Source organism: Streptomyces sp. MMS24-W38, assembly GCF_059889265.1.
On the sequence record NZ_JCBCPP010000001.1, the window covers coordinates 6,289,467 to 6,302,177 of the forward strand.

Genomic DNA, 12,711 nt, shown 5'->3' on the forward strand with positions numbered 1-12,711 from the left:
CCGGGAGGTGTGCCGTGCCGGATCGGCCTGGCCCGCGGTCGGCACAGTCGCTCATCTTGCCGTATCGGGAGGGGGAGTTCGCACCGCGCAGAGCAGCACGCCCGGCAACCGTCGGCCGGATGGCTGTTCGAGGACGACGGCTCGCGGGTGGGGGAGCCGTTCGGACGGTTCGCCTTGCCCTCAACAAAGCTTGAGGTTCTATGGTCTCCCGTATGAGCATGGAGACCACAGCCTGGACCCAGTTGCGCAGCGTCATGACCGCGGAGGAGGAGCGCCGTCCCTTCGCGCGGGAGACGCTGCGCCGGATCGGAGGGTTCGCCCGCCCGCACCGCCGGCGCCTGACCCTCTTCGTCCTGCTCGGATCGGTGACCGCACTGCTCGCCGTCGCCACCCCCGTGCTGGCCGGGCGCGTCGTCGACACCATCGTGACCGGCGGCGACTCGGCCACGGTCGTCCGGCTGGCCCTGCTCATCGCGCTGATCGCGGTGACGGAGGCGGCGCTCGGCATCCTCGGCCGCAGACTGTCGGCCTCCCTCGGGGAGGAACTCATCCTCGATCTGCGGACCGCCGTGTTCGACCATGTGCAGCGGATGCCGGTCGCGTTCTTCACCCGCACGCGTACGGGAGCGCTCGTCTCCCGTCTCAACAACGACGTGATCGGCGCCCAGCGGGCCTTCAGCAACACCCTGTCCACCGTGGTCGGCAACGTGGTGACGCTGGTACTCGCCTTGGCCGTGATGCTCGCCCTGTCCTGGCGGATCACCCTGCTCGCGCTGGTCCTGCTGCCGGTGTTCGTGATCCCCGCCCGGCGCATGGGCCGCCGCATGGCCCGTATGCAGCGCGAGGCCGCCGCCCTGAACGCGGCCATGGGCACCCGGATGACCGAGCGCTTCTCCGCGCCCGGAGCCACCCTGGTCAAGCTGTTCGGCCGACCCGAGGAGGAGTCGGAGGAGTTCGCGGAGCGCGCCCGCCGGGTGCGGGACATCGGCGTACGGACGGCCACCGCCCAGACCGTGTTCATCACCGCGCTGACCCTCGTCTCCGCCCTCGCCCTGGCCCTCGTCTACGGAGTGGGCGGCCACCTCGCGCTGCGCGGCGCGCTGGAGCCCGGCGCGGTCGTGTCGCTGGCGCTGCTGCTCACCCGCCTGTACGCGCCGCTGACCTCGCTCGCGGGGGCGCGGGTGGAGGTGATGAGCGCCCTGGTCAGCTTCGAACGGGTCTTCGAGGTGCTGGATCTGCGGCCGCTCATCGAGGAGAAGCCGGACGCCCGCGACGTCCCCGCCGGGCCGGTGTCCGTCGAGTTCGACGACGTCCGCTTCGGCTACCCGTCCGCAGACAAGGTCTCACTCGCCTCCCTGGAGGAGGTCGCCACCCTGGACCCGAACGGGGGCGCCGAGGTCCTGCATGGCATCTCCTTCCGCGTCGAACCCGGGCAGACCGTGGCCCTCGTCGGCTCCTCCGGCGCCGGGAAGTCGACCATCGCGCAGCTGCTGCCGCGCCTCTACGACGTCGACTCGGGCGCGGTGCGCGTGGGTGGCGTCGATGTCCGGGACCTCACCGCGCGGTCGCTGCGCGACACCCTCGGCATGGTCACCCAGGACGGCCACCTCTTCCACGACACGGTCCGCGCCAACCTGCTCCTGGCCGGGCCCGGGGCGAGCGAGCCCGAACTCTGGGACGCGCTGCGCCGCGCCCGCCTGGACGACCTCGTACGCTCCCTGCCCGAGGGTCTGGACACGGTGGTCGGAGAACGCGGCTACCGGTTCTCCGGCGGGGAACGCCAGCGCATGACGATCGCCCGGCTGCTGCTGGCCCGGCAGCGGGTCGTCCTCCTGGACGAGGCCACCGCCCACCTGGACAACACCTCCGAGGCGGCCGTCCAGGAGGCGCTCGCGGAGGCACTGGAGGGCAGGACGGCCATCGTCATCGCCCATCGGCTGTCCACCGTCCGGACCGCGGACCGGATCCTGGTCGTCGAAGCCGGCCGGATCGTGGAACGGGGCACGCACGAGGAACTGCTGGAGGCCGGCGGCCGCTACGCCGCACTGCACCATGCCCGGTCCGCACGCCGGTCGGCGGACCCCGGCCACGACCGGGACCACGACTCGGACCACGACCGCAGCGCACCGGCGGCGGTGTAGGCCCCGCCCGGCCCGCCACACAGCGCCGCCGCCGACCCCGGGATCGGGGTCGGCGGCGGCGCTCGCGTGCGCACGGCGGCTCCCCGTGGGGAGCCGCTCGGCGTCAGATTTCCTGGCTGGTGGCCTTCGCCAGGCTCGAGCTCTCCCTGACGCCGGACTTCCCGCGCCCGGAATCGCTCCGGTCACGGTCACGGCCACGGCCACGGCCGCGACCACGCCCGCGACCACGGCCGCCGCCGCTGCTCGCGTACGCGTCGAGCTCGATGGCGAGCGGCGACGCGGTCAGGACCGACGAGTACGTGCCCACCAGCATGCCGATCAGCAGGGCGAGTGCGAAGTCGGTCAGAGAGTCACCGCCCAGCAGAGCCAGCGCGGCCAGGATGAAGATCACACCGATACCGGTGTTCACCGTACGGGGCACCGTCTGCAGGACCGCCAGGTTGGTGGTCTGGGCCAGGGGCGTCTTGGGGTTCTTCTGCCACAGTTCCCGGACGCGGTCGAAGACCACGACGGAGTCGTTCACCGAGTAACCGACCACGGTGAGCAGTGCGGCCAGGAAGATCCCGTCGATCGGCTTGCCCAGCCACGCGAAGATGCCGGTGAGGATCACCACGTCGTGGGCCAGGGTGCTGACCGCCGCCGTACCGAACATCCAGCGGAACCGGAAGGCGAGGTACAGGAGCTGGGCGCCGAGGGCCAGACCGAGCGCGATCAGCGCGTTGCGGCGCAGTTCGTCGCCGAGGCTCGGGCCGATCAGCTCGTCGCGGACCTTCTCCGCCCCGCCGCCGACCTCGTCGACGGCCTCGGCGACCTTGACCGCCTCGGCGTTGCTCAGCTCATCGGTACGCACCGTCAGCCTGTTGTCCCCGGAGGACTGCACGACGGCCTGGGGGAAGCCGGCGTCGGCCAGGGCCGCGCGGGCCTGGTCCGGATCGACGGTCTTGGTGGTCGAGTACTCGATCAGTCGGCCGCCGGTGAACTCGACGCCGAAGTTCAGCCCGCGCACCACGATGCCGGCGCCGGTGACGATCAGCACGATGAGGGACACCGCCAGCCAGCGGCGCGGGCGGCGCATCAGCTGCGGGTCACGACGGGTGAGGTACTCGCGGACCCGCCCGACGGAGGCCAGACCGGTGAGCTTGGGACGGCGGTGCACCCAGCGGCGCTCCACCGCGAACTCGGCCAGCACCCGCGTGATCACCAGTGCGCTGATCATGGAGGCGAGGACACCGATGGCCAGGGTGACGCCGAAGCCCTTCACCGGGCCGGAGGCGAGCAGGAACAGCAGCCCCGCCGCGATGAGCGTGGTGATGTTGGAGTCGGCGATCGCGCTGAAGGCGCCCTTGAAGCCGGCGGTCAGGGCCGAGCGGCTGCTGGGCCGGTTGCGTTTGCCGTACTCCTCGCGCGCTCGTTCGAAGACCAGCACGTTGGCGTCGACGGCCATACCGATCGCCAGGACGAAACCGGCCAGACCCGGCAGGGTCAGGGTCGCGCCGAGGCCCGCGAGGGCGGCGTAGGAGATCACGCCGTAGCAGGCCAGGGCCACGATGGCCAGGAGACCCATCAGCCGGTAGACGACGAGGATGAACAGTGCGGTGAGGGCGGTGCCCACGACGGCCGCCCAGGCGCTCGACTCGATGGCCTCGGCGCCCAGCGTCGGGCCCACGGTCCGCTGCTCGACCGTCTCGACCGGCACCGGAAGGGCACCGCCGCTGATGAGCAGGGCGAGTTCCTTGGACTCGTCACTGGTGAAGGAACCGGTGATCTGGGTGGACCCACCGGTGATGCCGGCCCCACAGGCCACGGACGGGTCGACCTGCGGCGACGAGATGATCTTGTTGTCCAGCACGATCGCGACCCGGCGCTTGGGGTCGCCGGCGGGGTTGCAGGCCGCCTGGCCGGTCAGCTTGGCCCAGCCCTTGTCGTCCTCGAAGTCCACGGTGACGAGCCAGCCGGCAGCGTTCTGCTGGTCGAAGGTGGCCTCGGCGTCCTTCACGTCCTGACCGGAGAGCGCGGCGGCGGCCAGGTGGAGCCGCTCGCCGGCCTCGTCGGCCAGGACGCGTTCCCCCTTCGGCAGGGACTTGTCGGACTCGGCGCCGGGGCCGAGCACCGAGTGGACGGAGAGCTGCGCGGTACGGCCCAGCACGTCGGCGGCCTTCCGCGGGTCCTGCACACCGGGCAGCTCGACGATGATCCGGTTGTCACCGGAGCGGACGATGGTGGGTTCGGCGACACCGAGCGCGTCGATACGGCCGCGCAGGACCTCGAGGGTCCGCTCGGTCGCCTCGCCGTCGGCCTTGATGGTCTCGGTGGAGCGGGTCTCCAGCACGATCTGGGTGCCGCCGCGCAGGTCGAGGCCCAGACGGACGGGGACCGTGGCGGCGATGTACACGGACAGGGCGATCACGACGAGCGCGAACAACGCCCGGAAGCGGGCGGAACTTTTCACTGATGACTCCAGCAGACACGCCGTGGCCGACTACGGCACGGCGGAGAGATGGGTGACAGGACTCTCAAGCGCTGGACGATATAGGAGGCGCCCGGCCGAGGTCCGCCGGCATGTACGCGGCGGCGGGCGGCGCGTGCCCGGCCGCCGGGGCGGGCCGGGCCGGCCGGGGCGACACACGGGGGGTGTGCTCGGGGGTGAACAGCAGATGACCGGCCGGCACCGTACGCTCCCCGGCGTCGCGCTGCGGCCGGAAGGGCTCGGTGCGGGCGGTGCAGTCGTCGGTGTGCGGACCCACGTCGGACGAGTGGGTCCCGGGAGCCGCGGCGGGATCCGGCGCGGACCGGTCCGGCCCGCCGGGCGCCGCCGGCCCCGGGACGGAGGGACCGAAAGCCACGGGGGCGCCGACGGAGGGCGACTGCGCCGCGAGAGCGGGCCGCGGGCCGTCCGGGATGCCGAACCCGAAGGTCAGCAGTACGGAGGCCAGCGCGGTGAGAAGCGCGGCGATACGGAGTGGGAGGCGGGCGGCAGGTCCCGGCAGGACATGGCTCAAGGCTCGACGAGCCCCGCACGGATCGCGTACCGGGTCAGATCCAGACGGTCCCGCATACCCAGCTTGCTCAGCAGGTTCTCGCGGTGCCGCTGCACCGTCTTGACGCTGATGAAGAGCAGCTCGGCGATCTCCTTCGAGGAGTGCCCCTCGGCCACGAGCTTCAGCACTTCCTCCTCGCGCGGCGTCAGCACCTGCTCGGAGGCCTCCTCACCGTGCTGGACCCGGTCGAGATAGTTGCGGATCAGCGCGGTGACCGCCCCCGGGTAGAGGAACGGCTCGTCCCGCATCGCGGCCCGGCAGGCGGCGACCAGGTCGCGGTCGGCAACCGATTTCAGGACGTATCCGCTGGCCCCGGCCTTGAGCGCCTGGAACAGATACTGCTCGTTGTCGTGCATCGTCAGCATGAGGATACGCAATCCCGGCCTGAGCGCGGACAACTCGCGGGCGGCCTGCAGACCGGTCATCCTGGGCATGGCGATGTCCAGGACGGCCAGGTCGATCTCCTGGGCGCGGGCCATCGAGATCGCCTCCGCGCCGTCACCGGCCTCGGCGACGACCTCCAGGTCCGGCTCCCGGTCGAGGATCAGCCGGACGCCGCGGCGCACCAGGGCATGGTCGTCGGCGAGCAGGATCCGGATCGTGGTCGGTGGGGCCTGGTGGGTCATGACTGCTTCCTGACGGCGGGCACGGCCAGCCGGATCCGGGTACCGGTCCGGGTGACGGGAGTGATGTCCAGTGTGGCCCCGATGAGCAGGGCCCGTTCACGCATACCGCGAATTCCGGCGCCCTCATGGGCGGCGCCGATGCCACGGCCGTCGTCGCTCACATCGAGGACCACGTGGTCGTCCTCCCGGTACAGGCTCACTTTGACGTTCCGCGCCTCGGCGTGTCGGGCGGCGTTGGTCAGACTCTCCTGCGCCACACGGTAGATCACGAGCTCGGTGCCGTTGTCGAGGGTGGGCAGATCGGGGTCGAAGCTGCGCTTCACCCGCAGTCCGGTGTGGGTGGCGAACTCGGTGGCGAGCGAGGTGACCGCGCTGACCAGACCGAGATCGTCCAGCACACCCGGACGCAGTCGGCGCACCAGCCGGCGGACCTCGTCCAGGCTTTCCCGGGTGATCTCCTGCACCTGACGCAGCTCGCCGCGCAGCGGATCGGGCGCCTCGTCGGCGGCCTGCTTCAGGGCCAGCAGGATCGCGGTCATGCTCTGCCCGACCTCGTCGTGCAGCTCGACGGCGATCCGGCGCCGTTCGGCCTCCTGTGCGAGCAGGGCGCGGGCGCTGCTCGCGGCGCGCTCCTTCTCCAGCCGCTCCAGCATGGCGTTGAAGGCGCTGACCAGCTCGGAGATCTCGTCGCCGCCGCGCACCGGAAGCCGCTGGCCGGGCCGCAGCAGGTCGACGGTGGTCATCAGCCGGGTCACCCGGTCCAGCGGCGCGAGCCCGACCCGCAGCAGGGCCGCGTTGGCGACGAGCATCACAGCCATGCCGCCCACCAGGATCACCGCCTCGGTCAGCAACACCGGAACGGACACGGTCACCGGAGCCCACAGCAACAGCGCGGTCGCCGCGCCCAGCACCACCGCGTTGAGCCCGAAGATCCGCCAGTACAGGGACACGGGGGTCACGCCTTCCTCTTTCTCGTCTGCCTCTACTGTCGGACACCACAGCGACCGATGCGGCAACGGCTTCCCGAAGGCATGCCCCTTGTCCCACGTTGTCTCACGGCGAACGGCGAACGGCGAACGGCGAAACAGCGGACAGAGTGCACGAGCAGGCCTCCTTCCGTCGATGGGCCCCGCACCCCATTTCCGTCCGTCCGAGGACCCACCCCGCTCGGGGTGGGTCCTCGGACGGACGGAAATGGGTCCCGCGCCCGATGGGCGCCGGGCGCGGAAAGGGAGACGGTGGGAGATCACCCGTCTGCCAACAGAGGAGACCCTCCGTGTCGATCGATCTGCCGCGCACCGAACCGCGTTCCGCCCACACCGCCGCCGACGAGATCCGTCAGCGCCTCGAGCACGCGCGCACCACGCGGTTGGCCCAGCTCAAGGCCCTGGACGAAACAGGAGGGAGTCCCGACGACCACCTGATGTCCAACCAGAAGGACGGCATCAAGCGCGCCCTCACGGAGATCGAAGCGGCGTTCGCCCGCGTCGAGGACGGAAGCTACGGCACCTGCCTGGGCTGCTCCAAGCCCGTCCCGGCGGAGCGCCTCGAGATCCTTCCGCACACCCCGTACTGCGTCACCTGCCAGAGCCGCGCAGCCTGACCCGTACCCCGTCCGTACTTCCATCCCGCTCTGCTCTCCTGCTCCGCCCAAGGGGGTGAAGTGGTGGCCCACCAGACCATCGACGAGCACGACGAGGTCCTCACGTCCGAGGACCTCGCGGCGTTGCGAGCGAACCTGCGCGAGCAACTGCTGTTCCGCCAGGAGCAGCTGCGGCAGTTCGCCGCCGACGCCGGGTCGGGTCCCGGCGAGCCGCTCGGGGAGGAGGCCGCCGGCCGGCTCGAGGTGCACGTCAGGCTCGCCGCGTCCGCCCGGATGGTGCTCGCCGACGTCGAGGCGGCGCTCGCCCGGATGGACACCGGCGGCTACGGCCGCTGCCACCTGTGCCGCGGCCCGGTCGAACGGGACCGGCTGCTGGTAGTCCCCCAGGCCCGCTACTGCGCCCGCTGCCAGCAGGTGAGGGAGGCCGCGTGATGAGCACGGGCCGAAGGGAGCGGACGATGACCGTGATCCGGCGTCCACGCAGGACGGCGGCCGCGCGGCACAGCCCCTGGCCGCGGTGCCGCCGGTGCTCCGGCATCGCGCTCGACCTGGGCAGCTCCCGCACGCGCGCGTGGATCGCCGGACGGGGCATGGTCCTCGACGTACCCACGGTGACCTTCCCGGGCAGCGGCGCCATCCACCCCATTCAGCGCGGCGCCATCGTCGACGCCTCCGGCACCGCCCGGATGCTCGACCGGCTGCTCGGCCACCGGCTGCCCCGCTTCGGCCGCCCCCTGGTCGTCGTCACGACGCCGGTCCTGGACGGGTCCGCCTTCCGGGAAGCGGCCCGCACGGCCGTCGAAATCCTCCGCCCGCGCGCTGTACACACTGTCCCGGGCGCGCGGGCGGTCGCCCTCGCCGCGGGCGCCGACCACTCCAGCCCGCTCCTGGTGGTGGACCTCGGTGCGCACCTCACCGAGGTGGTGCTGCTCGCCGAGGGAGCCGTCACCGACGCCCGGCGCACCGCGCTGGGCGTCGGTGACCTGGGTGACTACGGCACCCCGCCCGGAGACCTCACCGACGCGGTGGTCGACATGGTGACGGCGATGCTGCGGCAGGACCGCAGCGCCACCACCCGCACCGCCCTGCGCCGGGGCATCCTCCTGTCCGGCGGGGGCGCCCTGCGCCCGGAGATCACCCACGGCCTGCCCGACCGGCTCGGCTGCCCGGTCCAGCCCGTGCCGTCGCCGCACACCGCCGCGGTCCGGGGCGCCGCAGGCCTGCTCGCCGCGGCGCACCACCACCCCCTGGCCACCGGACCCGGCTGACCCGCCCTCCCCGCACTCCCATTCGTCCGCGCCCCGACATCCGAAGGAGCCACGACGTGGCGGGCACCATTCCTCCCGCGCAACCGCCCCCGGGTCCCCCTCTCAAACCGTCCGACCGTCCTTTGCCATGGCGCCGCCGGCGCAACCCCCTGTGCCGCCGCACCGACGCACTCCGGGTCTGGATCGGTCTCGGCATCCTGCTCGCCGTCCTGGCGGTGGCGCCCGTGGTCGCCGTCGTCGTCTCACAACTCGCCCACCGCCACTACGAGGACACGGCCCGCCACCAGAACCTGACCCGGTACGAGACGACCGCGACCCTCACCGAAGACGCCCCGCGCCATCCGGAGCCGGGATCGGACGAGGAGGAGCTGGCCCGCTACCCGGTCGAGGTCCGCTTCACCACCCACGAGGGACGGACCGGCACCACCCGGGCCGAGGTGCGGCCGAGCCTGCCCGCGGGCAGCCCGGTCCGCATCTGGGTGACCACCGGTGGCGAGGCCACCGAGCCACCGCTGACGCGTGAGGAGATCCGCAGCCGCAGCATGGGCTGGGCCCTCCTCGCAGGCACCGGCGTCGCCCTCACCGGCGCCGCCGCCCACGGCGTGACCCGTCTCGTCGTACGCCGCCGGAACCTCGCCGACTGGGACAGAGCCTGGGCCGAGACGTCCCCCCGTTGGACGGCACCCGGATGAACTGCCGAAGGCGAGCAAGGGTCCCGGTTCTCGCGGTTCCGTGCGGAGGCTCCCGGAAGGGCACCGGTGGCGACGGGGACGCGTCCGCCGTGTGCCCCGTGACCCGTACCGCGGCCCGAGCAGGAGCGGAACAGCGGGCTCCGGTGGAAGGCGGCATGAAGGGCGCGTAAAGATTGCCGAGTTCTGGCAATGTGTTCGAGTCCGGGTGTGTGAGAGCATCCGCATGCGGGAGTCGGTCGGCGAAGGTGAGGCCCGAATGGAGTGGTTTGTGGGTCTCGGCATCGCGGGACTGCTTCTGCTGCTGTTCTCACTGATCTTCGACGGACTCCTGGAAGGCGTCTTCGGCGGTGTGCTGGACGGCATGTTCGACGGGTTGCTGTCACTGCCGGTGATCGCCGGGTTCGTGTCCATGCTCGGCTTCGGCGGCGCGATCGTCCTCGGTACGACGGACCTCGGGGTCACCGGTGCGACGGTGGCCGGCGTGCTGGCGGGAGTCGCCGCGGGGTGGCTGACCTGGAAGTTCAGCCGGGCCCTGATGCGGGAGCAGACCGCTGCCACCCCGCGGGGCGGCGACCTCGTCGGCACCTCCGGCTCGGTGGTGACCGCCATCCCGGCCGAGGGGTACGGCGAGGTGCTGGTGTATCTCGCCGGGCAGCCGCTGAAGCTGTCCGCGAAGAGCGCCGTGCCCGTCGCGCGGGGCACCGAGGTCTGGGTGGAGTCGGCACTGTCCGCGACCTCGGTGGCGGTCCGCCCGGTCGAGCGCTGACCGGTGCCGACCGGCACGTCCCCGCGGAACGGCCCGTCATCCGTCGAGGCCCGCCACGATGCCGACACCTCCCGCAGTACCCGCGTTCCCGTCCCATCCGAACCACATCGCCGTCCCCCGGGGAAGGCTGAGGGGATTCCACACCTATGAGTCCTGTACTGATCGCCGTGGTGGGAGTCGTCGTACTCCTGGTCCTGCTGGGCCTGGTGGTGGTCACCCGCTACAAGGTCGCCGGCCCCAGCGAGGCGTTCATCGTCACCGGCCGGCGCGGCAAGAAGTCCACCGACCCCGAGACCGGCCGGATCTTCACCGACAACAGCGGCCAGAAGGTCGTGGTCGGCGGAGGTGTCTTCGTCGTCCCGTTCGTCCAGCAGAAGTTCACCCTCGAACTCTCCAGCCGGCACATCCCGGTCGCCGTCCGGGGCGCGGTCACCCTGCGCGGAGTGAAGGCGAACCTGGAGGGTGTCGCCATCGTCAAGGTCGGCGGCACGGAGGACTCGATCCGCGCCGCGGCCCAGCGCTTCCTCGACCAGCAGGACGGCATCGTCGGGTTCACCCAGGAAGTGCTGTCCGGCGCGCTGCGCTCCATCGTCGGGCGCATGTCCGTCGAGGACATCATCCGTGACCGCGCCGCCTTCGCCGGACAGGTCGCGGAGGAGGCCGAGGCCAGCCTCTCCGGGCAGGGCCTCGTGCTGGACGCCTTCCAGATCCAGGACATCACCACCGAGGGCTCCTACCTCGAGGACCTGGGAAGGCCCGAGGCGGCCCGCGCCAAGCAGGAGGCCGACATCGCCGAGGCCGTCGCCCGGCGCGCCTCCGAGCAGGCCCGTCTCAAGGCTGAGGAGGAGATCGCGATCGCCCAGCGCACCTTCGCGCTGAAGCAGGCCGAGATCAAGGCCGAGACGGACGAGGCCGCCGCCCGCGCCAACGCCGCCGGTCCGCTCGCCGAGGCCGCCCGGCAGCAGGAGGTCCTGCAGGAGCAGGAGAAGGTCGCCACCCGGCAGGCCGCGCTGACCGACCGTGAACTCGACACCCGGGTCCGCAAGCCCGCCGACGCCGCCCGCTACCAGGCCGAGCAGGAGGCCGAGGCCCGCCGTATCGCCGCGGTCAAGGAGGCCGAGGCGGCTGCCGAGCGGGCCAGGCTCACCGGTGAGGGAGAGAAGGCCCACCGCGCGGCGCTCGCCGACGCCGTACGCATCGAGGGTGACGCCGAAGCCGCCGCGATCTCCGCGAAGGGTGCGGCGGAGGCCGAGGCCATGCACAAGAAGGCCGACGCCTTCGAGCGCTACGGCGACGCGGCCGTGCTCCAGATGCTGGTCGAGGTGCTGCCGCAGGTCGTCGGCAAGGCCGCCGAGCCGCTGGCCGCCGTGGACAAGCTGACGGTCATCTCCACGGACGGCGCGGGACAGCTCCCGCGCACCGTCGCCGACAACGTCGCGCAGGGCATGGAACTCCTCAGTTCCACCACCGGCGTCGACCTCGGTGAACTCCTCCAGGGGATCGCCCGGCGCGGCACGCCGAAGGTACCGGCTCCCGCGGAGCACACCCCTGTGGATCCCGCAGGCGGCAAGGTCGACATCACCGACTGACGTCCCCGGCCCCGACAGCGGAGCCCGGTCACCCCGGGGTGACCGGGCTCCGTCGCGTCCGCCGGTGGGTCAGCGCAGGGTGAGGGGGGTCTCGGCTTCGGCGCGGGAGAGTTTCTCCGGGTTGCGGACGTAGTAGACGCCGGTGATGCGGGCGTCCTCGACGCGGACCGCCAGGACGCCGTCGAGCCCGCCGTCCAGATGCACGACGAGGGCCGGGCCGCCGTTGACCGCGGTGGGCCCGACGGCGATCGGGAGCCGGTTCCTGCCGAGGCCACCGATCATGAAGCGGGCGACCTTGTCGGCCCCGCTGACCGGCCGCACCGCGGCCTGCTTGATGCCGCCGCCGTCGCTCAGCAGGACGACCTCCGGGGCGAGCACGTCGAGGAGCGCCTGCAGGTCCCCGCTCTCGAGCGCACGCCGGAACGATTCCAGAGCCGCCCGGGTCTCGCTCGGGGAGACCATCCGGCGTGGACGGCGGGCATCGACGTGCCGACGGGCACGGTGAGCGATCTGACGGACGGCCGCGGGGCTCTTGTCGACGGCGGCCGCGATCTCGTCGTAATCGACGTCGAAGACCTCGCGCAGCACGAAGACGGCCCGCTCGGTAGGTGAGAGCGTCTCGAGGACGAGCAGGAGCGCCATCGACACGCTCTCGGCGAGTTCGACGTCCTCGGCCACGTCCGGCGCGGTGAGCAGCGGCTCGGGCAGCCAGGGGCCGACGTACGCCTCCTTGCGGCGCTTCATGGCGCGCAGCCGGTTCAGCGACTGCCGGGTGGTGATCCGGACCAGGTAGGCGCGCCGGTCGCGCACCTGCGCCAGGTCGACCCTGACCCAGCGCAGCCAGGTCTCCTGGAGCACGTCCTCGGCGTCGGCGGCCGAGCCGAGCATCTCGTACGCGACGGTGAAGAGCAGGTTGCGGTGGGCGACGAACGTCTCGGTCGCAGGGTCGGTGGCGTGGTCGCCGTCGTTCATGCCGCGGCTCCTTTCT

The 12,711-nt window shown here is 72.1% G+C and carries 11 protein-coding genes; 7 read left to right on the forward strand and 4 right to left on the reverse strand.

Features of this window, described 5'->3' with window-relative positions; genetic code table 11:
* Positions 1–212 precede the first annotated feature (212 nt).
* Positions 213–2,141 carry an ABC transporter ATP-binding protein gene (locus tag AC6F7H_RS27625; protein WP_500759813.1) on the forward strand — a complete coding sequence of 643 codons (1,929 nt, stop codon included), beginning with the start codon at positions 213–215 and terminating at the stop codon, positions 2,139–2,141.
* 103 nt (positions 2,142–2,244) lie between these two features.
* Here AC6F7H_RS27625 and secD read toward each other — a convergent pair whose 3' ends face one another.
* From secD to AC6F7H_RS27640, 3 genes are all read right to left on the reverse strand, one after another.
* Positions 2,245–4,590 (reverse strand): protein translocase subunit SecD, encoded by a 2,346-nt coding sequence (secD, locus tag AC6F7H_RS27630; protein WP_500759815.1) that lies wholly within the window; start codon positions 4,588–4,590, stop codon positions 2,245–2,247.
* A 546-nt stretch (positions 4,591–5,136) separates the two neighbouring features.
* Complete coding sequence (locus AC6F7H_RS27635; RefSeq protein ID WP_500759817.1) at positions 5,137–5,805, reverse strand: response regulator; 669 nt, start codon at positions 5,803–5,805, stop codon at positions 5,137–5,139.
* Positions 5,802–6,755, reverse strand: coding sequence for a HAMP domain-containing sensor histidine kinase (locus AC6F7H_RS27640; protein ID WP_500762086.1), 954 nt, complete (start codon positions 6,753–6,755; stop codon positions 5,802–5,804). The genes AC6F7H_RS27635 and AC6F7H_RS27640 overlap by 4 nt, the downstream gene beginning before the upstream one ends.
* A gap of 326 nt (positions 6,756–7,081) precedes the next feature.
* On the opposite strand from AC6F7H_RS27640, the gene AC6F7H_RS27645 reads away from it, so the two are divergent.
* The 6 genes from AC6F7H_RS27645 to AC6F7H_RS27670 all read left to right on the forward strand — a co-directional run bounded on the left by AC6F7H_RS27645 (position 7,082) and on the right by AC6F7H_RS27670 (position 11,723).
* On the forward strand, positions 7,082–7,408 hold the full coding sequence (locus AC6F7H_RS27645) for a TraR/DksA family transcriptional regulator (protein ID WP_109378111.1): 327 nt from the start codon (positions 7,082–7,084) through the stop codon (positions 7,406–7,408).
* A gap of 63 nt (positions 7,409–7,471) precedes the next feature.
* Positions 7,472–7,840 (forward strand): TraR/DksA family transcriptional regulator, encoded by a 369-nt coding sequence (locus AC6F7H_RS27650; RefSeq protein WP_500759819.1) that lies wholly within the window; start codon positions 7,472–7,474, stop codon positions 7,838–7,840.
* Positions 7,841–7,866: 26 nt separating this feature from the next.
* Positions 7,867–8,676: a rod shape-determining protein gene (locus tag AC6F7H_RS27655; protein WP_500762089.1), complete on the forward strand. Its 810-nt coding sequence runs from the start codon at positions 7,867–7,869 to the stop codon at positions 8,674–8,676.
* Positions 8,677–8,732: 56 nt separating this feature from the next.
* A complete protein-coding gene (locus tag AC6F7H_RS27660; protein WP_500759821.1) occupies positions 8,733–9,368 on the forward strand; it encodes an Rv1733c family protein in 636 nt (211 codons plus the stop codon).
* A gap of 256 nt (positions 9,369–9,624) precedes the next feature.
* On the forward strand, positions 9,625–10,134 hold the full coding sequence (locus AC6F7H_RS27665) for an NfeD C-terminal domain-containing protein (protein ID WP_500759823.1): 510 nt from the start codon (positions 9,625–9,627) through the stop codon (positions 10,132–10,134).
* 146 nt (positions 10,135–10,280) lie between these two features.
* Positions 10,281–11,723 carry a flotillin family protein gene (locus tag AC6F7H_RS27670; protein WP_202278004.1) on the forward strand — a complete coding sequence of 481 codons (1,443 nt, stop codon included), beginning with the start codon at positions 10,281–10,283 and terminating at the stop codon, positions 11,721–11,723.
* Between the two features lie 69 nt (positions 11,724–11,792).
* On the opposite strand, the gene AC6F7H_RS27675 is transcribed toward AC6F7H_RS27670, so the two are convergent.
* Positions 11,793–12,695: an RNA polymerase sigma-70 factor gene (locus AC6F7H_RS27675; protein WP_500759825.1), complete on the reverse strand. Its 903-nt coding sequence runs from the start codon at positions 12,693–12,695 to the stop codon at positions 11,793–11,795.
* Positions 12,696–12,711: the final 16 nt, after the last annotated feature.